This window comes from Actinokineospora globicatena (assembly GCF_024171945.1).
Lineage (GTDB): Bacteria > Actinomycetota > Actinomycetes > Mycobacteriales > Pseudonocardiaceae > Actinokineospora > Actinokineospora globicatena.
On sequence record NZ_JAMTCR010000003.1, the window covers coordinates 210,735 to 232,258 of the forward strand.

The 21,524-nt window shown below is 70.2% G+C and carries 16 protein-coding genes; 6 read left to right on the forward strand and 10 right to left on the reverse strand.

Annotated features, from left to right (window positions below):
• Positions 1-615 precede the first annotated feature (615 nt).
• The 5 genes from LV79_RS14300 to LV79_RS14320 all read right to left on the reverse strand — a co-directional run bounded on the left by LV79_RS14300 (position 616) and on the right by LV79_RS14320 (position 8,456).
• On the reverse strand, positions 616-2,022 hold the full coding sequence (locus LV79_RS14300) for a DEAD/DEAH box helicase (protein WP_253836480.1): 1,407 nt from the start codon (positions 2,020-2,022) through the stop codon (positions 616-618).
• 376 nt (positions 2,023-2,398) lie between these two features.
• Complete coding sequence (locus LV79_RS14305) at positions 2,399-2,857, reverse strand: cupin domain-containing protein (RefSeq protein WP_253836482.1); 459 nt, start codon at positions 2,855-2,857, stop codon at positions 2,399-2,401.
• A gap of 308 nt (positions 2,858-3,165) precedes the next feature.
• Complete coding sequence (locus tag LV79_RS34455; RefSeq protein WP_253836484.1) at positions 3,166-5,817, reverse strand: CHAT domain-containing protein; 2,652 nt, start codon at positions 5,815-5,817, stop codon at positions 3,166-3,168.
• Between the two features lie 98 nt (positions 5,818-5,915).
• Entirely contained in the window at positions 5,916-7,421 is a 1,506-nt protein-coding gene (locus LV79_RS14315) for a PucR family transcriptional regulator (RefSeq protein ID WP_253836486.1), read from the reverse strand.
• Complete coding sequence (locus LV79_RS14320; protein WP_253836488.1) at positions 7,422-8,456, reverse strand: DUF917 domain-containing protein; 1,035 nt, start codon at positions 8,454-8,456, stop codon at positions 7,422-7,424.
• 210 nt (positions 8,457-8,666) lie between these two features.
• Between LV79_RS14320 and LV79_RS14325 the strand changes: the two genes are divergently transcribed.
• From LV79_RS14325 to LV79_RS14340, 4 genes are all read left to right on the forward strand, one after another.
• A complete protein-coding gene (locus LV79_RS14325; protein ID WP_253836489.1) occupies positions 8,667-9,992 on the forward strand; it encodes a purine-cytosine permease family protein in 1,326 nt (441 codons plus the stop codon).
• A 14-nt stretch (positions 9,993-10,006) separates the two neighbouring features.
• Positions 10,007-11,575, forward strand: a complete 1,569-nt coding sequence (locus tag LV79_RS14330) for a hydantoinase/oxoprolinase N-terminal domain-containing protein (protein WP_253836490.1) — start codon at positions 10,007-10,009, stop codon at positions 11,573-11,575.
• Positions 11,565-12,665 carry an S-methyl thiohydantoin desulfurase family protein gene (locus LV79_RS14335; protein ID WP_253836491.1) on the forward strand — a complete coding sequence of 367 codons (1,101 nt, stop codon included), beginning with the start codon at positions 11,565-11,567 and terminating at the stop codon, positions 12,663-12,665. The genes LV79_RS14330 and LV79_RS14335 overlap by 11 nt, the downstream gene beginning before the upstream one ends.
• Positions 12,666-12,764: 99 nt before the next feature.
• Positions 12,765-13,211, forward strand: a complete 447-nt coding sequence (locus LV79_RS14340; protein ID WP_253836493.1) for a hypothetical protein — start codon at positions 12,765-12,767, stop codon at positions 13,209-13,211.
• Between the two features lie 85 nt (positions 13,212-13,296).
• Here the strand turns inward: LV79_RS14340 and LV79_RS14345 are convergent, their stop codons facing one another.
• The gene (locus LV79_RS14345; protein WP_253836495.1) at positions 13,297-15,774 is read right to left on the reverse strand and encodes an SdrD B-like domain-containing protein; all 2,478 of its coding nucleotides are present in this window, start codon (positions 15,772-15,774) and stop codon (positions 13,297-13,299) included.
• Between the two features lie 180 nt (positions 15,775-15,954).
• Here LV79_RS14345 and LV79_RS14350 point away from each other — a divergent pair, with 180 nt between their 5' ends.
• Entirely contained in the window at positions 15,955-16,671 is a 717-nt protein-coding gene (locus tag LV79_RS14350) for a hypothetical protein (protein WP_253836497.1), read from the forward strand.
• Positions 16,672-16,673: 2 nt separating this feature from the next.
• Here the strand turns inward: LV79_RS14350 and LV79_RS14355 are convergent, their stop codons facing one another.
• On the reverse strand, positions 16,674-18,008 hold the full coding sequence (locus tag LV79_RS14355) for a right-handed parallel beta-helix repeat-containing protein (protein WP_253836499.1): 1,335 nt from the start codon (positions 18,006-18,008) through the stop codon (positions 16,674-16,676).
• 148 nt (positions 18,009-18,156) lie between these two features.
• On the opposite strand from LV79_RS14355, the gene LV79_RS14360 reads away from it, so the two are divergent.
• Positions 18,157-19,191, forward strand: coding sequence for a Dyp-type peroxidase (locus LV79_RS14360; RefSeq protein WP_253836500.1), 1,035 nt, complete (start codon positions 18,157-18,159; stop codon positions 19,189-19,191).
• An 18-nt stretch (positions 19,192-19,209) separates the two neighbouring features.
• Here the strand turns inward: LV79_RS14360 and LV79_RS14365 are convergent, their stop codons facing one another.
• The 3 genes from LV79_RS14365 to LV79_RS14375 form a co-directional block, all read right to left on the reverse strand.
• The gene (locus tag LV79_RS14365) at positions 19,210-19,755 is read right to left on the reverse strand and encodes a GNAT family N-acetyltransferase (RefSeq protein WP_253836502.1); all 546 of its coding nucleotides are present in this window, start codon (positions 19,753-19,755) and stop codon (positions 19,210-19,212) included.
• Between the two features lie 160 nt (positions 19,756-19,915).
• The gene (locus LV79_RS14370) at positions 19,916-20,875 is read right to left on the reverse strand and encodes a hypothetical protein (RefSeq protein ID WP_253836504.1); all 960 of its coding nucleotides are present in this window, start codon (positions 20,873-20,875) and stop codon (positions 19,916-19,918) included.
• Complete coding sequence (locus tag LV79_RS14375) at positions 20,868-21,398, reverse strand: hypothetical protein (RefSeq protein ID WP_253836507.1); 531 nt, start codon at positions 21,396-21,398, stop codon at positions 20,868-20,870. The genes LV79_RS14370 and LV79_RS14375 overlap by 8 nt, the downstream gene beginning before the upstream one ends.
• Positions 21,399-21,524: the final 126 nt, after the last annotated feature.

A 21,524-nucleotide genomic window follows, 5' to 3' on the forward strand; every position in this document is an offset into this window, starting at 1 on the left:
GCCCCCGCACGCAGCCAACGACATAGCGCAACTCAACCCACAGCCACAGCTCTAACCAGCACGTTTCAACTCTCCCCAGTCCACCCGCCATCCCGGCGCGGCCCGACAATACCAACAATCCCGCCACCTCCGACCCGCCCCCAGCACCACCACGCCCCAAGCACAGTGAGTAGCAACTTCGCGTCGGGACGCCTCAGTTGGTCTACTGAATTCCGAACTAGACAGTTGGTGTTGTCTCGCAGGAATTGGGGGACTGGGATGGAGACAATCGTGGCGTGATCGACGTCGAGAAGTTGATGGGGGAGCGCGGGATCGCCGTGTTGCTCAAGGTCGACTGCGTCCGGGCCGCTGAGGGTGGGAGTCGGTGGACGATGGTGTTGTCCGGGCCGGGGGTCGGTGACGGGGGACTGGTGCGGACCGACGCGGTGTCGTTGGAGGCGGCTCTGCGGACGTGCTTCAAGGGCCTGCGGGCGCTACCCGGCGACTGGAGTTGGCTGCCGGAGGTGCGATCGGGTGGGCCGCCAGTGGGACGACCCAGCCGGGTTTGCCTCGCACTAGACGGGCCAACCACCGCGAAGAGTCTCGCGGTGGTTGGCAGCCCAGAAGTCGGGATCCCTATCGGCCGCCGCGGCGGCCTGCTCGGGAGCCTGCGGAGAAGGCGGCCACGCTTGTGGTCTTCACGGCGACGGGGGCTGCGGCCGCTGGGACGGCTGAGCGGGTTCGCTTGGGGGTGGAGGGTTGCTGGCGCTTGGCGCCGGCGGGCTTCCGGGCGGCGCGTGGGGCGCGGGCGGGCTGGGTGGCCGCGGTCGGTGCGACGAAGGTGCGTTCGCCGGGGGCCAGTTCGGCCAGGAGGGGGTGGCCGGGGCGGAGGCGGGTGGTGGTGGCGGTGACGCCTGCCTTGCGGGTGAGGTCGCGGACGTCGGCGACCTGGGCGTCGGTCATCAGGGTGATGACGGTGCCGGAGGCCCCGGCGCGCGCCGTGCGGCCCGAGCGGTGCAGGTAGGCCTTGTGCTCGACCGGCGGGTCGGCGTGGATCACGAGGGCGACGTCGTCGACGTGGATGCCGCGGGCGGCGATGTCGGTGGCCACCAGCGTGCTCACCCGGCCGTCGGTGAACGCCAGCAGGTTCCTGGTGCGCGCCGTCTGCCCGAGGTCGCCGTGCAGCTCCACCGCGGGGACGCCCTCCGCGACCAACTGGCGGGTCAGCTTCGTCGCGCCCCGCTTGGTCCGGGTGAACACCACGGCCCGACCGGGCGCGGCGACCAGGTCGACGAGGACCGGGAGCCGGGCGGCGGGCTGCACGTGCAGCACGTGGTGGGTCATGGCCGTGACCGGCGCGGACGGCGGGTCGGTGCTGTGCGTGGCCGGGTTCGACAGGAACCGGCGGATTAGCACGTCGACGCCCGCGTCCAGGGTGGCGGAGAACAGCAGCCGCTGGGTCCCGCGCGGGGTCTTGTCGAGCAGCTTGGTGACGACCGGCAGGAAGCCCAGGTCGGCCATGTGGTCGGCCTCGTCGAGCACGGTGACCTCGACGGCGTCGAGGTGGGCGCGCCCGGTGGCGATGTGGTCGGCGAGCCTGCCGGGGCAGGCGATCAGCACGTCGACCCCGGCGCGCAGCGCGGCCACCTGGGGCCCGGGCCGGACGCCGCCGTAGATCGTCGTGGCGGTCAGCCCGAGGGCCTCGGCCAGCGGGGCGACGGTCGCCGCGATCTGGTCGGCCAGCTCGCGGGTCGGCGCCAGGACCAGGGCCCGCGGCTTGCCGGGGCGCCGCGGCCGGGTGCTCGCCGCGAGCCGCGCGAGCAGGGGCAGCGCGAACGCGTAGGTCTTGCCCGACCCGGTCCGCCCGCGACCGAGCACGTCACGACCGGACAGCGAGTCCGGCAGCGTGGCGGTCTGGATGGGGAACGGGGTGGTGATACCGCGGGCGCTCAGCACGTCGACCAGCGCGGCGGGCACGCCGAGCTGGTCGAAGGTGCGCCCGCTGGTGGGGGTGTCCTCAGCCGTCGTGGCCGGACTGGTCATGGCCGGACCGGTGGTGGACGGACTGGTCGTGCGGGGGCGGCGAGCCGCCATAAGGAACTCCGGAACGTCGAGGGACGGTCTGCGCGACACACGCCGCCAAATCCAAGCGCGCGTCGCAGGCACGATGCCAAGGCAGCCCGCAGCGATGCAGGTGAGACCGCGCCACCAACCATACAGGACCACCGGCCCCCTGTCCGATGACATTCACCATCGAGGCAGCTGACCTGCCGACCAGTGGGAGCCGGCCGTGGCCACGCGGTGTCAAGCCGCCCTCGGAGGTGACCTCTCGCGTCCGCCTTCCGCGCCCGTTGTGCGCCATACGTCCATTCGCGACGCCCGCCCCGCTGATACCGGGCGGGGCGGGCGCGGTGACCAGCTACGCGGTCTTGTCCGCCGACGCGTAGTTCGGGCTCAGCGACAGCGCGCTGAACCGGAACGGGCGGTCGACCCGGGTGAACCCGAGCGGGCAGTGGCGCACACCCGCCGGGATGTACACCGAACCGCTGGTGGTGACGGTGTGCCGGACGCCCTCGATGTCGAAGTAGATCTCGGCGCCGAGGTGGTCGGGGTCGGTGGGGTCGTTGCCGTGCCAGATCAGGACCTCGTCGTAGTCGTGCACGTGCTCCTTGACCCACTCCACCGGGCTGTCGCACTCGGTGATCCAGCAGTAGGTGAGGTGGATCTTGCTCTCCGGCACCTCCTGGGACCGCATCAACGCGAGCGCCTCCCCGATGTTCGGCGGCTCCACGACCCCGGACCCGGCGCCCTCGTTGACGAGGTCGTCGAGGCAGTTCGGCATCTTCCTGACGAACAGGTGCTCGTACGGACTTGTCACCGGTCCTCGTTCCTGGTCAGCCCCCGCGAATCACGCCCCGACGATAGCGCATTGTCAACGCGTGGAGACGTTCTCAAGGACCCCTTCCGTGCGCTGGTTGCTGTTACGTCCCCGGCGGCCTACGCGGTCGTGGCGGGTGACTCGGAGTTCGTCGACTGGCTCACCCCCCCCACCTGTACAGCAGACCCGACAACGACATCCCCGTCCGCGCGGGCGCCGCCGCCGCGACACATGCACTCCTCCGCCAGCACAAGGAATGAAGCCCACCTGATCACCAACGGCGCGAGGTGGGATCCGCGCGCCATCGGTCACTGGCCGCTGTGGACGAAACCGGCCCAGGAGACGACGTGGTTGTCGGCGGCGACCCGCAGCGGGTCAGGCATGTGCTCGGGGAGCGGCAGCGACGGGTCGAGCATCCGCAGCTGTGCCGCCCGCAGCGCCCGCCACGGGGCCAAACCCTCCTCCCGGTGGAAGTGGTGGAACAGGTACATCAGCGACGAGGTCGACTCGTCCGGGATGGCCCACTGCGTCGACAGCACCGTGCGGGCGCCCGCCGCGAGGAATGCCGTGCCCAGGCTGTAGGCCTCGTCGTAGCCGTGGATCGACCGGCCGGTGTGGCAGGCGGCCATGACCACCAGGCCCAGGTCGCGCTCGGGCACCGACGCCAGCAGCCGGACGATCTCGTCGGCGGTCAGCGCGCCCGCGCCCGACTCGTCCGGTGCGAGCAGCAGGGACGCCGTGGTGCCGCCGGGGTCGGTGGTGAACGTGCCGTGGCAGGCCAGGTGCAGCATCGACCCGGCGTCCTGGTCGGTCAGCCAGGCGCGGACCTGCGCGACGGTTCCCGCGTCGGACCCGGCGGGCCCGCCGCGCCCGATGTAGCGGGCGTCCCGGTAGAACGCCTGCCGCACCTCGTGCGCCTCCCGCCGGGCCGCGACGAGCGGGGCACCCGCGCCACCGGTGTCCGGATCGGCCACGATCAAGCCGTTCGACGACGGCGGCACCGGTGTCCGGGCGGCGGCCAGGCAGAACAGCCGCGCGGACACCGCCAGGGAGAACGCCGCCAGCTCGACGGCGTGCGTGCCGTCCGGTCGGCGCGCCGCCTGCCACGGCACGCGGGCCAGGTCACCCATCGGCACCAGCACGAGGTGCGGGACCGCGCCCCCGGTCCGGGTGGCGAAGGACTCCAGCAGTGGCCCGATCGCGGCGCGCCACGCCCAGTCGCACAGCGCGTCGACCCGGTCGGCGAACTCGCCGTCGACCGGGCCCAGCTCGCGGGACCGGTTCGCCAGCGCGGCCAGGTACCGCTCGACCTCCGTGTCCGCCGCCACGTGGAGGTCCGGCAGCACCACGAAGCCGGGCGGTCCCTCGGCTGGCGCGACGACCGCCAGCCCGGGCAGGCCCGCGCCGCCGGGCACCAGGTAGACGAACGCGTCGGCTTCGGTGGCGCGCAACGCCGCGGTGATCTCGGTCAGCGCGGGCGGCCGCAGCGGGTCGCCGGGCAGGCCGGTCAACCCGAGCAACGCCGTGACGACCTCGTCGCGCAGCGCGGGTGACTCGTCCTCGCCCGCCGCCCAGCGCCGGGCCAGGTCGATCCGCCCCGCCGCCGTGAGCCGGTCGGGCAGGTCGTGCCGCAGGACCTCGGCGAACAGCATCAGCCCGCGCCCGGTGTCGAGCACCCGCAGCGCGTCCTCGACCCGGTCGGCCAGCAGGAACCCGCGGGCGTACCTGACCGCGCCGCCCACCGCGTCGGCGATCGCGACCTTGGCACCGGCGGTGTCGGACTCCAGCAGCGCGCGCACGACGTACCGGAGTTGGCCCTCGACCCCGGACTCGGCCGCGGCCCCGTGGTCACCGCGGTAGTGGCCGACGTGGGACAGCAAGTCGTTGACCAGTGGCCACAACGGGCTCTGCGGACCGTTGATCAGCGCCTTCGCGTCCAGCAGCACGGCCTGAGCCTCGTCGAGCCCGTCCACGGTGTCCGCCAGTTCCGCGCGCCGGAGCAGCCCGAAGGCGAGGGCGGCCAGCGCGTAGGGGTGCACGAATCGGCTCTGCCCGGCCGCGACCAGCTCCCGGCACTCGTCGAGTGCCTGCTCGACGCGGCCGAGGTCGGTCTCCTGCTGGAACCTGAACAGCATCGCCGTGGTGGCGATCTTGGCCGCCATCCAGTCGTCGTCCACCCCGACGGAGTCGGCGCGCAGCCGGACGATCTCGGCCTGGATCCTCTCGGTCGACGGGGTCTCGATCACTGTTGCCAGCGTCTGCACCTTGGCGAGGGCGTCGGCGAAGATCGCCTGCATGCCATCACCAATGGGATTCTCCCCATGGGCTTCGGTGAACATTCGGAGTCGCCGGACCACCTCCGCGCCGTCTCCGCTCTGGTTGGCCACGAGGCCCGCCCGGAGGTGGTCGATGAGTTCTCGTCGGGGGTCGTCGTCCGAGAGTGTCAACAGCGCCGTGAGGCGGTCCAGGGACCTCAGCCGCACGCTTTCATCACCGTCACGAGTCGCCGCGCTCTGCTTCACCGCCTCCTGCGCCAGCACAGCGAAAACGTGGTGGCGCGGTGAGCCCGCCGTTGTCGCGACCAACTCGGCTGCTTCCTGCTCGGCGGCAACGAGATCGAGATCGGGCAGTCCCATCAGGCAGTGCGCGAGGTACGCCGCCCGGGCACCTGCCCGCACCACCGGCCACTCCGGCCCAGGCGGCGGCGGATCAGCAAGGGCCAGCAGATCACCGAACATCGGCACGACCCGCGTCCAGGCCGTCCTCGACCGCTCGACCAGCGCACCGACCATCCCCGCCGCCAGCCGCGCGCGTTCCGGCCGCTCCTCGGGCACCCGCCGCAGGTCGACGATGAACTCGGCCACCGCCGCGACGTCGACCTCGCCCACCTCGACCCGCCCGAGCGTGTGCGAACACCGGGCCAGCACCGCCTCGGTGGTCATGGCCCCGCTGTCGTCCACTGGCACTGTCCTTCCGTCCCCGTCCCACCCGATGTCGGGACGCTGTCTCTTCCTGACGGACCGGGGAGTGGCGGGCGACCGCCCGGTGCGAAGGTGCCCTACTTGGCCCGACACGCCAGGTGCAGGGCAAGGCGGACTTCGGGGTCCGACAGGTTCGCGCCGAGCAGCTCCTCGATCCTGCTGAGCCGTTTCACCACCGTGTTGCGGTGGATCCCGAGGCGGGCGGCCGTCGAGGTGGCGGATGACTCCAGGTCCAGGTAGGTCTCCAGGGTCCGGGCGAGGTCGGCGTTGGCGGGGGAGAGCAGGGCGCCGAGCATGCGTTGGGACCTGGCGCGGACGTCCTCCGAGGTGGCCGCGGCGAGGAGGCGTCGAACACCGGCCTCGTCCGCGAACTCCACTCGTTGGCGCCCGCGCGAGGAGCCCGCGAACCGACTCAGCTCCTGCGCCTCGACGAGGGTCTCGACCAGGCCGGGGGCGCCGAGCAGCGGGCGTCCGACCCCGGCCACCAGGGTCGACTCGGGCACGAGCGGCAGGATCGTGTTGAGCTTGCCGACGATGTCGCGGCGTCGTTGCGGGGTGGCCTCCGTGCCGTCGGTGATCCACGTCGACCAGCCGTCGCCCCGTTCGACCAGCGGACCGGTGAGGTGCTGGGCGGCGAGTGCGTCGCGGACGTCGCGGGTCCTCGACCGCACGTCCTCCGGCGCCGAGCCGCCGACCAGCAGCAGGTGCACGCCGATGTGCCACCCCTCCAGCCGCCACCCCGCCGCGACCGCCTGGCTCAGGACGCGCCGGGGGACCTGCGGACCCGAGCCGAGCAGCTCGGCCAGGACCGTCGAGTGGAACGTCGCGTCGCGCTCGGCCCGCAGCCGCTCGGTGGCGGCCCACGCGGTGATCGAGCAGGCGGCGAGGTTCAGCGCGCTCTCGATCTTGACGGCGTCGTCGTCGCCGATCTCGCCGGTCTCCGCGACGAGCCACAGCCGCGGGGGTTCCCGGTCACCGACCTCGATGGGGACCAGGCACGTGAAACCGTCGCGGTCCCGCCAGGTCTTCGTCCCACCGCGTGTGTCGATGTGCAGTGCGCGAACAGGTTCCGTTCCCGCGAGGACGACGTGCTCGGCGCCGACCAGTGCACTGCGGATGCCGAGTTCGATGTCCAGCAGCTTGATCACGGTCTTCGCGTCGCCGACACCCTGCAGGCGCCTTGCCAGTCGTGCCAACGCGAGCCCGTGCTCGGACGCGGGTTCGTGGATCCGCACCCAGAGCCTGCGCGCTGTCTCAAGTGGATCGCCCTCGATCACCGCCAGGGGCAGGGCGAGGCGTTCGGCGAGGACCGTTGTCGAGGAGAGGAGCCGTCGCCGCGCGTCTACAGCCGTGACGACAAGGCTCGCTTCGCGGTCGTGCGCCCGGCGGAGCAGCAGTTCGAGTTCGTAACCCTCGAGTGCTCCGGTGACCACGATCGCCCCGCGCGGCACGTCGGGAGTTCGCCCTGGCGTGAGAGCGAGCACCTCGGTCGGAATGACATCGAGGTTGGCCGACCCGCCGACCACCGTGGCTGTGTCGAGCGGCTGCTCGGCGAGGAGGTTTCGCACTGACGGTCTGGCCATCTACAGCCCCACGTAGTCGAGTGAGTAGCCGAAGGCACGCGGGTCCACCAGCGGGAGCGCGTCCTCTTCAAGCCACCTGGCAGGCGCACCGAGCGTGAGAACGTGAACTTCAGACCCGACCGACACGCGCTCCGCCTGGATCGGCCGCAGCGATCGCTGGTCGAGCAGGCAGATGATGTCGGGCGTGGTCGCGACCGGGATGCCGTCATCGATGACCACGAGGAACTCGCTCTGCATCTCGATCCTGAGCACCCGCTGGTCGTCGGCGGTGCGCAGGGTCAGGCTGCCCGCGCCGAACGACGAGCCGTGCCGCCACTCGACCTCGATCACCCGACCTGACGCGAGGTGCCGCGCCCCGGTGACCGACTTCGCAGTCGAGTCGACCTCCAGGAGCGCCGTGCCGAGATCTGTCGCCGCGCGCAGCGTGCCCGCGACCCCGTGCTGCCGTACCCGCGCGATGGGAAGCCGGTAGCCCGCGAAGCCGGCCCACCCACCGAGCAGCGCCGTGTTCGCCCGGAGCAGGCGCTCGGCCTCCGACGGGGTGTCGGTGTCGATGCGGACAAGGGTTCCGCTGGTGTCGATGAGCGCGAACGGGGACATGCTCAACCCGGCCGCGGTGTAGGTCGTCTGGTCGAGCCGCGGCAACGCTCGCCCCATCCCGCTGACGTCCAGCAGCGGCGTGCCGGTCTCGGCCGCGACGAGGATCCCGGCGAAGGCGTTGGCCCCGGCGCCCTCGTACCCGGCGACCAGGTGCGGCCCGCCACCCGTCGGGACGAGGCTGGTGAACGCGTGCGTGAACTCCCCGCCGCCCATAGGTTTCTCGGCGAACGCCGTGATCGCCCCGACGAGCCCGACGTGCACCACGGTGACGTCATCCGGGGCTTCGCTCGGATCGATCACGGTGACCGGCCCGTGGTCCCGCACCGCTTGTTCGGCGAGCACGCGGAACAGGGTGGTCTGGCCTCCGCCACCGGATCCCAACAACGCCGCACCCAGCTCAAGAGCGGGCAGCGTCTCACGATCGATCGTCCACATAGGCGTGGTGTCCGTAGGTCGGAGCGGTAGCGGACCACGGAGGTTACTCCGATCGCCACCACCGAGGCTAGTGGCGAAGGGGGCATAGTGCACTCCTCTGTCCAGGTCGAACGGACACAGTGCACACTGCGCCGCGGACGACGCACGGCCTAATCTCTGGCTCTCGGTGAGCCGCATCACAGGCTGACCCGGAACTCAGGAGGGTCAGCCATGTCATCCACCCAGGGAGTCGACGACTACGCACTGGAACGCGTGCCCGCCGGGGCCCGCTACTCGTGGTGGTCGGTCTGCGTCCAGCGCTTCGGGCAGCTCTCGTGCCTCTCGCAGTTCCTGATCGGGGCCACGCTGGGCTTCGGGATGTCGTTCTGGTCGGCCGTCCTGGCCATCACGCTCGGGTCGGTCATCCTGGAGGTCGTCGCGATCTTCACCGGCATCGCAGGCCAGCGCGAGGGCCTCTCCACGTCGGTGCTGACCCGCTGGACGGGCTTCGGCCGTTACGGGTCCAGCTTGGTCGGGTTAGCGATCGCGCTGAGCCTGATCGGTTGGTTCGGCGTGCAAAGCGCCATCTCCGCGCGCGGGCTCACCGAGCTGATCGGCGTCCTCCCGACCTGGGGCTGGGCGCTGGTGTTCGGGATGGCCGTCACCGGGATCGTGATGTACGGGTTCGGCTCGATGGCGTGGACGGCCTACATCACCGTCCCGGCGTTCCTGCTGCTCGCGGGCTACGCGGTGATCAGCGAGCTGTCCAAGCACTCCCTGTCGGACCTGGTCAGCTCACCCGCGCCGGGGCCGCAGATCAGCCTCGCCGCGGGCACGACGCTCGTCGCGGGCGGGTTCATCGTCGGGATGGTCATGACCCCCGACATGACCCGGTTCAACCGCTCGACGAGCGACGTCGTCAAGCAGACCTTCGTGGGGGTGACGATCGGCGAGTACGTGATCGCCCTGGTCGGGGTGCTGCTCGCGCACGCCGTGGGCACCAGCGACATCATCGGCATCGTGACCTCGAGCGCGGGCCTGCTCGGGACCCTGATCATCGTGGCCAGCACCGTCAAGATCAACGACTGGAACCTCTACTCCGCCTCGCTCGGCGTGGTCAACTTCGGCAAGACCGTCTTCGGGGTGAAGCTGCACCGGGGGCTGGTCACGCTGACCGTCGGCGGCATCGGCAGCGTCCTGGCCGCCGCGGGCATCCTGGAGAAGTTCACCGACTTCCTGATCGTGCTCGGCGTGGCCTTCCCGCCGCTGGCCGGGATCATCATCGCGGAGTACTTCTTCGTGAAGCTGTGGCGCTCGGACCTGGACGAGTCCGGTGACGACCTGCCCGCCGGCTGTCCCACCTGGGTCCCCACCACCCTGGTCGTCTGGGGGCTGTCGTGGGCCGTCGGGTACTACGTGGACTTCGGGATCGCCTCGATCAACGCCTTGGTCGCCTCGTTCGTCCTGTACCTGGTCGCGGGCAAGCTGGGCCTGGTGCGGCCGCTGGGGATATCGCGCACCGGGACCGCTCAGCCGGCCGACGACCAGCACGCCTGAACCGGGGGACTGCCATGCGAATCGGGATCGATGTCGGCGGCACCAACACCGACGCCGTGCTCATGGACGCCCGCCGGGTGCTGGCCGAGGTGAAGACCTCGACGACACCGGACGTGACCTCGGGCATCGTCACGGCCATCGCCGAACTCCGCAAGGCGTCGCCGTTCGACCCGCTGGACGTGCGGGCGGTGATGATCGGCACGACGCACTTCATCAACGCGATCGTCGAAGCGAACAGGTTGGCCCCCACGGCGGCGGTTCGCCTCGGACTGCCCGCGACCCGGGCCCTGCCGCCGCTCGTCGGGTGGCCCGAGCACCTGGTGGCGGCGATCAAGGGGGAGGGCTACCTCTGCCACGGGGGCAACGAGTACGACGGCAGGCTGATCAGCCACCTCGACCGCGACGAGATCAAGCGGGTCGCCGACGACATCGCCCTGAAGGGGATCCGCAGCATCGCGGTGTCCTCTGTGTACTCACCGGCGAACCCCGAGCTGGAGGTCGAGGTCGGCGACATCCTGTCGGAGCACATCCCCGGCGTGGCGGTGAGCCTGTCCCACGAACTCGGCCGCATGGGGCTGCTCGAACGGGAGAACGCGACCATCATCAACGCCTGTCTGCGCGAACTCGCGGGCCACATCTGCGACGGGCTCTCCGGCGCGCTGACTGACGCTGGGATCCGCGCACCCCTGTTCCTGAGCCAGAACGACGGAACGTTGATGGACGTGGACTTCGCCCGGCGCTACCCCGTCGCCACCTTCGCGTCGGGGCCGACGAACTCGATGCGTGGAGCCGCTTTCCTTTCTGGGCTTGGTGACTGCGCTGTCATCGACGTCGGCGGGACCACCAGCGACATCGGCATCCTGCAGAACGGCTTCCCGCGCGAGGCGACGACCGAGGTCAGCGTGAGCGGGATCCGCACCAACTTCCGGATGCCCGACGTCCTGTCCATCGGCATCGGGGGAGGGAGTCGGGTGCGTCTCGGTGAGCCCACCGTCGGACCGGATAGCGTCGGGTACCGCATCCGGCAGGAGGGGCTGGTGTTCGGTGGGGACACGCTCACGGCCACGGACATCGCTGTCGCCGCTGGGATCGCGGAAATCGGCGACCCCAGCCTGGTGGCCCATCTTGATTCGTCCCTTGTGGACGCCGTGCTCGCGCACATGTCGCGGGAGATCGCGTCCGCTGTCGACCGCATGCGGACCAGTGCGACGCCTCTTCCCGTGGTCGCGGTTGGTGGAGGGAACATCCTGGTGCCCGAGATGCTTGAGGGGTCTGGGAAGGTCCACCGGCCTGAGCACTCCGGCGTCGCGAACGCCATCGGTGCCGCGATCGCCCAGGTGGGTGGGGAAGTAGACCGGATGTTCGCGGTCGCGTCGGGGACCCGGGAATCGGTGCTCGACGCCGCGAAGCAGGAAGCGGTCGACCGGGCCGTCGCGGCGGGAGCGCGTCCCCAAACGGTGCAGATTGTTGAGGTCGAGGAGGTTCCTTTGGCCTATCTGCCGGGGAACGTCACCCGGATTCGCGTCAAGGCTGTGGGAGACCTCGTCTTCGGAAACGACATGGGAGGCCGACGTGGCCACTGACATCACGCTCGACGACCTGCCCGACCTGGCCAGGGGAGCGGCTTTGCTCGGCACCGGCGGGGGAGGGGATCCCTACATCGGCCTGCTCCTGGTCAGCGAGGAGTTGCGGCGCGGCAGGACAATCAGGCTGCTCACCACTGACGAGGTCGATGATGATGACCTCGTCGTGGCCAGCGCGTTCATGGGGGCACCGACCGTTGTCGTGGAGAAGATCCCGTCTGGGGACGAGCCCGTCACGGCCCTACGCACGCTTGAGAGGCGTCTGGGGCGTGCGGTTGACGCGATCATCCCGATGGAGTGCGGGGGCCTCAACTCGATGATCCCGCTCTTGGTCGCGGCCCGAGCGGGTATCCCGATCGTGGACGGGGACGGGATGGGCAGGGCGTTCCCCGAACTCCAGATGGAGACTTTCGGCGTGTACGGGGTGTCCGGGTCCCCGATCGCGATCTGCGACTCGAACGGCCACACCACGGTCATCGACACTGGGGTGGACAACAAGCAGATGGAGTGGCTCGCCCGCGGGGTCACGATCCGGATGGGCGGCGTGTCCTACATCGCGGAGTACCCGATGACCGGCGCCGAGGTGAAGCGCACCGCCATCCCCGGCACGATGAGCCTGGCGCTCGCCCTCGGCCGGTGCATCCGCGAGGCCCGAGAACACCACCGCGACCCGTTCGACGCGCTGGGCCAGGCCCTCGAACGGTCGATCTACGGGTCCGGCCGGGTCCTCCTGGAGGGCAAGGTCATCGACGTGGAACGCAGCAGCTCCGACGGCTTCGTCCGCGGCACAGCCACCGTCAGCACCTTCGACGGCGACACCGCGGTCACCCTCACCTTCCAGAACGAACACCTCGTAGCCCACCACGACGGCCGCGTCCTGGCCATCGTCCCCGACCTGATCTCCGTCCTGGACGCCCAGACCGCCAACCCCATCACCACCGAATCCCTCCGCTACGGCCAACGCGTCAAGATCTTCGCCATGTCCACCCCACCCATCATGCGCACCCCCGAAGCCCTGGAGGTATTCGGCCCGCAAGCCTTCGGCCTCCACGACCCCTGGACCCCCGTCGAGGCCCTCGCCCCGGTCTAGGCACCTTGACGGCGACCGCCCGCTCCGGTGCCTGATGTCGGCGGGGGCCTGAGGAAGGACCCCGCTACCATCGCCTTCACTGACACGGAGGGGGTCCGGATGTCGAACCTGCTGGGGGAGCTCGACGACATGGTGGACGTCGAGTACGGCCAGTTCACCGTGCAGGAGGTCAGCATGATGCGCCACGCGCTGGCCGTCGGGATTCCAGCCGGGCCGTGGACGGCCGTCGGAGGTCCAGGCGGCCTGCTGCTGCACAGCGCCGCCAACGACCACTACCCGACCGTGCGCCTCGAACTCTGGGACGGTGTTCCGCCAACGGCACCCGGCGACTGGGACGAGGTCCTGGAACTGACCTGCGACATCGACTCAGCGGTCCGCCTGCAGTCCGTCACCGCGTCCTTCTCCACACACACGTTGCCGATCGCCCACCCGGGCTCACACCACGCCCGCATCCACGTCGGCAACCGCGACGCGGCAACCGACCTCGCCGAGGGAACCTTCACCTCCGGCATCGAACGCTGGCTCATCCAACTCTGGCACGACTGACCCGCCACTCGCCCCACCGCATCCGCCGCGACAACCACCGGCGCACCAGCGCCGAGCACAGCCAGAACCGCAATCCCGCATGGGGTCAGTCTCGCTTCGGGCGGCGCTTTCGGGTCACGAGGATGAGGGCGGTGCCTGCGGCCAGTGTCAGGGCGCCCAGGCCTAGGAGCCAGGGGATGCCGGAGACGCCGGTGTCGGGTAGGGGTGGGCGTGAGTTGTTCGGGGCGGGGGGCGGTGAGGTCGTGGTTGGTGGGGGTGTGGTGGGGGCGGGTGTTGTTGTCGGCGGCGGCTGCGGGATGTACACGCCCGCGTCGATTGTGTGGTTTACCTCGCCGGGGGTGTTGGGGGCTGTGACGGGGGTGGATCCGTCGCAGAGTTGGCCTGTGGTTGGTGGGGTGACGTTGGAGTCGTGGACACGGTCGGTGCCTGCCACGGGGAGGGTGAACCGCAGGTCGGTCGCGGCGGGCTTGCCGGGGACCTTGTCCGTGTTCGCGGTGCACACGTTGAACTGGACCGTGTACCTCGCGCCTCGGGTGAGTGTGTAGGTCGCGCCCACGCCGCCGAAGTAGTACTCGCCCGCGGCGTCGGTCTTGGTGGTGGCGACCTGGTTGCCGTTGGCGTCCAGGAGGTTGATCGTCGCCCCGGGCAGTCGTACGTCCGCCGGGTCCTGGACGCCGTTGTGGTCACCGTCGAACCACACCAGGTTGCCGATCTGGACGGGCGCGTTCGCCGCCTGGTAGGCGAGGGCGCCGAGCCCGCCCGCCTTGCCGAAACCGTTCTGGTTCGGGCCGACGAACTCGTACGCGTTGGCGTTCGGGTTGTTGCCGGGCCCCTGGCCGGTCGTGATGTCGTAGTACCCGGTCCCGCCGGTGATGACGCGGGTCGTCGGGTCCATCTGCGTGCTGACCACCCATTGCTGCTGGGGGATATAGGCGACCGCCCCCTGCGCGGCCTCCTGGTGCGGTCCGCGCGTCGTCGGCCCTTGTGGGGCGAAGTAGTCACCGGGGAAGTACTCGACCACCCCGGCGCCCTGCTGGCCGTTGTTGGTGGTGGCCGCGTGGTCGGGGCAGGTCCCGGTGCCCTCCCAGGAGTACCCGCCAGCGGGGTTCACGCAAGCCATGTTGATGTCGCCGCCGGAGAACCCGTTCTGCGCGGCGTTGTTGCCCGGCCGCGGGTCCAGCCCACCCCAGGCCACCACGTCCATGAACCGGTCGCGGAAGCCGAGGATCATCGACCCGTCACGGGCGAAGGCCAGACTGGCCAGCTGCGGCTGCGGGTCGATCATCGAGCCGCCACCGACATCGTGCGTGCCCCACGTCGCCAGTGCGGTGTCCCACGGGTTCCAGTGGCTGCCCTGCGCGCTGCCGGTCGAGCCCACGAGGACCTCGCCGCGCGCGAAGTCGAGCCGCTGGGTCAGCACCGCGGTGAACTGCGACCCCTTGTAGGCGTAGACGACAGCCTTGAGGTCCGCCCGGTTCTGGGTGCTCTCCGCGCTGCACACCCCGCCGACGTAGAGCGTGTTGTCGTGTGTGGACACAGCGAACGGACGCCAGTCAGCGGTCGCCGCGCAGCCCGGGTCGGGGATCGGCACAGTGGCCTGGGGCGCCGCGGCGGTGCTGCCGGTCGCGTCGAACGTGACCAGGCTGCGGGTCAGCAGGTTCACCGCGTACAGCTTGGAACCGTCCTCGGACAACGCGAGGCCGCCGATGCTTTCCTTCGTCGGCGCCTCGGTGAACGCGGCGTCCTTGGTGAGGTTCGCCGTGTCGTGCGGCGTCACCGCGGCGCCCGGCACCTTCGCGAACAGCGTGGGTGCGCCGCTGCCATCGACCGGCACGGCGTGGATCGCGTCGCCGCCATCGGGGCCGTAGAGGGTGTGGCGCCGAGCGAACGCGCTCTGCAACAGCCGATTCCGGTACTTGTCGTAGACCAGGCCGAAGGTCGTGCCCACCTGCGCTTGCGTGGCGAGAGTCGTCGGGCACGCGATCTGGGCGGGGCACGTGCCGCGGGTGTTCACGCCGAACGACACCAACGCTCGGGTGTCCGTGCCGGTTCCTCCACTTTGGATCGGCACGAAGTAGCGGGAGTCCGGCAGGGTGAAGTCCGCCGCGTTCCACACCCCGGTGACCACCGAAGCGTCCTTGCCGTTCGCCACTTCTACGAAGGTGGTGAAGCTGTCGAAGTGGTTGGTCGCCGTCGAGGCGGGCGCCGCTTGTAAGTAGTCGCTGTAGGGGGCCGGAATCGTGACATCGACGCGATAGCTCCCGCCGACCAGCGCGGTGGACGGCGGAACCACGACCTTGCCGGTGGCGTCAGTGGTTCCGGTGACCTGGCGGCCCCCGCGGTCGGACACCCGGACGTCGATACCCCGCTGCGGTACGTCCATCGTCGCGTTGATGACACCGGTGCCGAAGAAGTCTCGCAATACCTGGACCGTCAGGGTTCCGTCCGTCGCGTCCGCTGCGGCCACACCGGACGTCCCGATCATCGCGCTGGACGCGAGTAGTGCCAGGGCGAATCCCACCCGTGCTTGCCCGACCGTGCGTCGCCAGGTTGTCCGGCGCATCGCCGTCCCCTCGTGGAAGTCGTCGCGAACCGCCACAGACAACCAGAACGGCGACTCGTTGGGTGCGGGCGACCGGGTGAATCAGGGGGGTGAACCAGCGGCCCGTTAAGATCACGCCGCGTGCGGAGCATTCGAGCTCGACAACGTCCTGCGCGGCGTTCGTGGTCACCGCGACGCCGAATGGTGGTCGTCACCGCTGTCGTGGCCGCCGTGGCGATCGGCGTGGCAGTGACCCTGATCGCCAATTCCCCCGCGACGCCAAGGGGCCCGCGTCCGCTGACTACCGACGAGGCGAACCGGCTGGCGGTCACGCGGTTCCTGAATTACCAGGCGGGTGGTCGCGCGGTGACGATCACCGTGCCGACCACCTCGGGCGGGTTGGTGATCACCGGGTCGGTCGATTACCGGGCCCATCTGGGTTATGGCGTGGTGCGCGGCACCGGCCGTGACACGTCCAGCGATGGGCTGATCCAGTGGAACAGCACCGCGGTGTTCGTCCATCCGATGACGGACTCCCTCGCGGAACCCCCTGTCACACCACCGGGTTCGGGCTGGCACCAGCGTCCGCTGACCACGTCCGGCAGTTCGCTCGACAGCGCGCTGCTGATCACCCTCGGCTTGGGCAACGACCGGCCGGACAACGCGGAACTGCTGCCGCAGAACGGCGCCACGTGGGTCCGCGACGACCAGGTGCGCGGCCGCCGCGTGGACGTCATGGCCGGTCCAGCCGCTCGCGCCAAGCCGGACACCGCGGGCAACGTCCGCTACTGGGTGGATTCGGACAGCACCTTGCACCGGGTGGAGGCCGATGTGGCGTCCGAACCCCAGCCGGTGGTCATCGACCTCAACGCCCGGCCATACGTGCCCGTACAACCCGCACCCGGTGTCACGCCGTAGCGCTATTCAAGACGCACCACTGCCTGATCGGCGAGGAGGGACACCGCTGGCAGCGGGATGTTCGCGAGGTCCGGTAGCACCGGGACATCGGGGACGACGGTCGGACCGGCGGTAGTGGCATTGGGGAACTGCGGTTGCGGGCCAGGCGCTGTTACGTCGGTGAACGGGATACCACGGGGCGGCTTCGGTCGTGCCCACGTGCCGGAAGGCGACACGTCGGTGGTCGGGCACGCGGCGGACGTCGCGAGCCCGGCGGGTGCCGTGGTCGTGAAGTCGTTTCCCCGCAGGCAGTTGCCCTGGCCGCGAGTGGCGGTGGGGAACGCCCACCCGATGTCGACGCCGTTGGTCGCGAACACGTTGTCCACGACCTCGTTGCCGTTGGCGGGAATGTCGGAGGTCGCGGTGATCACCAGACCCGCGTTCGCGTTCCCGGTGATCCGGTTGCGGACGAACGTGTTGTCGCTACCGCCGTCCACGCCGATGCCGATACCCCAGCCGCCGTCGGCTTGTTCCGGTGTCGAGGCCTGCTGGTTGTCCGACACCAGGTTGCCCGCGACCGTGGCGCCCTGTTGGGGGAGCAGCTTCTCCTGGTGGTCGGAGCTGGTGGTGAGACCGACCCGGTTCCCGGCGAAGCGGTTGCCGACGACGTACATCTCGCCGCTGGCGTTGGTGCCCTCGTAGCCGACCGCGTTGAGCTCGGCGACGTTGTCCCGGACGACGATGCGGCAGGGCTTGCACTGCCCCACGTAGATGCCCGAGTCGGGCGAACCTGAGGCGTACGAGTGCTCGATGACCCCGTCCTGGGCGGAGAACGCGTAGATGCCGTACAGGCCGTTGCCGGTGGCGGTCACGTGGGAGACCAGAAAGGATCTCAGGAACGTGACCGGTTCGTCGCCGGTGTCGTAGCCGCCCTGGCCGGGTGACCCGGCGGCGGCCCGCGCCGACCCGGTGACCAGGACCCCGTTCTGCGTGTTGCCGCGCACCGTCAGGTTCTGCACCGCGACGCCGGGCGCGGTGACGACGATCCCGTTCGGCTGCCGCAACCGCCCGTCGATGACGACCCCGTCCCGGGACTCTCCGCGAAGGGTGACCCGCTCGGTGCTGACCTTGACGGACTCGTGGTACACGCCGGGTGCGACCAGCACGAGATCCCCGGGCCGTGCGAGGGATACGCCCGCTGTGATCGTCGGGGCGTCAGCGGGAACCCGGATCGTCACGTGCGCGCCCTCGGGTCGCACACCACTGCCCGGTCCGGCACTGCCCGGTCCGCCACCGTCGGAGCCGCAGCCCGCGAGTGCCAGTACCGCCAAGACCGGGGCGAGACCTCGACCAAGCATGGGTCCCAGTCTGGCACGGTGGCCGGATTCGCCGACAGCAGGGCGAATGTGGCACTCTCCACCGGTGCGCCAACCGTCACGTCGTGCGTTTTTCGGTGCTACAGCGGCTGTTGCGGTCGGGAGCCTCACCGCGGCGTGCGAGTCCGACGTGCCGCGGGAGACCTCCACGGCGATCGCTCCGGTACCGCCAACCGGGCGTTTCCAGGCGGGGATCGTCGCGCCCCAGGAAGCCCAGGCCACCGTGTTGGTCGTTGTGGCAGATCTCCACGACGGAGTGGCTGTCGGTCCGCTGGTGGCCGAACTCGGTAAGACCGTCCAAGCGCTCACGGCGGGAGCCGACGCGCGGCTGTTCGGCCTGCCACCGGGTGATCTCACCGTGACCATCGGCATCGGCCCCAGGCTCGTGCGCATGGCTGACCCAGCACTTCCTGGTGCGGAGGACCTCCCGGAGTTCCCCCACGAGCAGATCCCACCGTCGGCGCGCGGCGGCGACCTGTTGCTGCAGATCTGCGCCAGCGATCCGATGATCCCGCCGATCGCGGCCGCTGCCCTGCTGGAGAGCCGCGGTCTGCGAGAGCGGTGGCGGCAGTCTGGCCACCGTGGCACGACCGTCCCGGTGGAGGGTGGCCACACCGCGCCGCGAAACCTCTTCGGCTTCACCGACGGCATCGTCGGCCCGCGCACGACCGCCCAGCAGCACCAGAACCTCTGGCTTCCCGATGGTCCCGCCACCGATGGGACCATCGCCGTACTCCGCCGCATCCAGCTCGACCTGCCGCGATTCGCTGCTTTGCCCGTCACCGAACAAGAAGCGGTCTTCGGCCGACGCCGCCACACGAGCGAACCACTCTCCGGCGGCACCATCGCCTCCGACCCGGACCTCACCGCGAAGACCCCCGACGGCCGCTACCGGATCCCCGCGGACGCCCACGTGCGCCGAGCCCACCCCGCCGCGGTGGGCGTCGGCCTCATGCTGCGCCGCTCCTACAGCATCACCGACCCCGTCCCCGGTCTGCTCTTCATCAGCTTCCAGAACGACATCCGGACGTTCACCAAGACCCTCACCCACATGAGCAACGGGGACGCGCTGCTCCCGTTCACCACCACGACCGCCTGCGCGACGTTCCTGATACTCCCCGGCTTCGACGACACACACCCGCTGGGCGCAACGGTTTTCCGCTAGCAGCCACACCGCTGAGGGTCAACGGACCCCTGGCTGACCAGCGCGGTAGTCGGCGGCCAGGAGACCGAACAGCAGGTCATCGGTCCACTCGCCGCGCAGCCAGGTGTTCGCCCGTCGCAGGCCCTCACGCTGGAAGCCCACCCGTTCCAGGAGACGCGCGGACGCCTCGTTGCGCGGGTCGCACTCCGCCGAGACCCGGTGCAGTCCCCGGTCGACGAACAGATGCCGCAGCACCCGCGCCACAGCCTCAGTGCCATACCCGAGCCCCTGCGACGACGCCGCGATGGTGAACCCGATCTCGGCCTGCATCCGGTTCTCGTGCAGGTTCACCCCGAGATCGCCGATCAACACCCCATCGAGCGAGATGGCGTACTGAAACCACCCAACCGCCCCCGGATCATCGACCGCATACCCCGCGACGACCTCGCCCGCCCGCTCCACCGACAACGGCGTCTCCCACGCCTGGTACCGAGCAACCTCCGGATCCGACCGATAGGCCGCGAACGCCTCCGCGTCCCCCGGCTCGAACGAACGCAGCACCAGCCGCTCAGCACTAAGACGCATGGCGTGGAGAGTAGGCGATGCCGCACTTTTTCTTGCCGCCAACGCGGGCGGAGTGTCGTGCTGGGAGGTCAGAGGCCGCCGATGAGGATGGGGGCCACGTCGGAGAATCGGGCGAGGGTGGCGAAGGTGTGCGCTCCGAGGGCAACCCGGTTCCGTGCCTTCAGCTCTTGGCGCCGCCGCGCTTGCGGTTGCGCGGGGGAGGCCCACCGGGAGGGTGCTCGGTCCACTTCCACCAGGTGTAGTGGTATTCGCCTTGTTCGACCTGGAATTGGTGGCCGCAGTCGTGGCACTCGCAGATGCGGTCGGGTATCCATTGTCCGTCGTTGGGGACTGTGGCCACGATGCGGATGTGGTCCTGAACCTCCTCCTTCGCGGGGTCGTAGAACTGGTGCGAGAGGTAGGCGGCGCAGAGGCAGGTGCCGTTGGTGAAGAGTTCGATCCGGTGGAGTGCGTGGTCCAGGTGGGACCCGTTGGAGGCGAGCGCGCCGCCGAGGTCTGCGTTCGCGGTTGCCTTGCGGATGGCGGGTAGAGCGCGTGCCAGTGGTGTCAGGATCTCGGGGTCGCGGGTCTTGATGACGGCCCACACCCCGGACAGCACCCGGTCCTTGTCGCCGGAGAGGAGGTCGGCGACCACGGGGGAGTGGAGCGCCTTTTCCTCGTCGCCCGGTCCGGCTAGCCACCGCGCGGGCAGCACGAGTACGGCGGCCTTGCTGGCCTTCGGCGCGGCAGCCGAGTTATCGATGAGGACCACGGCGTCGCTCCCGGACCGCCACCAAGTCGCGCTGTCCGAGTCGAGCGCTCGCACCAGGCTCGCGGGTGCGCTGCGCCGGTCGTACTTCGTCGAGCCCGCGTCGTCGGTGAAGCGTGTCGCGTCGAAGCGGTGGCGGGCGCCCCAGCGCTGGTCGGCCAGCGTGCGGAGGGGCGAGGTCAAGGCCGCCAGGGCAGCCGCGTCCGAAGTGGCGCCGAGGGGGAGGACGTGCATGAGGTAGCTGGTTTGCCCGGCGAGCCCGTCGATCTCCCATTCGAGCCACTCGTCGCCGTCCGGCCAGGGCAGGTCGGCCATCTGCTCGATCACGGCCACCACCCGCGCAGGGCTGGCGTCGACGACCTCGTCAGGCACTCGGGCCCGCCAGCACCTCGCGGTAGCGGGCGACGTGGTACTCCGCCGGGGTCGGTGACACCGTCGGCTCCGGGAGCTCGTCGGGATCGTCGGCGCTGATCGTCACGCCGTGCGATCGGCACCGCGCGACCAGGTCGGGATAGCCGTCCTCGGTCCACTGGCCGTACTCGTCGCACAGGGCCTCGCTGAGGGTGGTACCCCGCAAGACGTGGAACTGGCCCTCGTTGTCGAAACTGACCACAGGCGCCACGGACAGCGGGAGTTCGCCGGGACCACGCCAGTAGCCGAACGCCTGCCCCTCGTCCGCGTCCTCGGCGACCCACGTGATCAGCGCGGCCGTCTCCTCGATCGCCCGAACATTGGCGGCGATATCGGGATTCGCGAGATCCTCGGCGCTCAAGTAGTCGGTGCCCAGCGCCTCGGGCCGCTCACCGTCGGCAAGCAGTCGCACACTGCCCGACCACGGGTTCACCCCACCGGCGTTGTGGTGGCGGCGCCACACGGCGAGATCGTCGGGAACCATCGTCCTGTCTCTCCTGGGTGTGCCGCTCCTCGGTGGCGTGCACCGCGCAGCAGTCTCGCACGGAGGTCGGAGCCGTTGTTGTCGACACCGGGACAGGGATGACGACCGGCACGACCAGGTCGACCC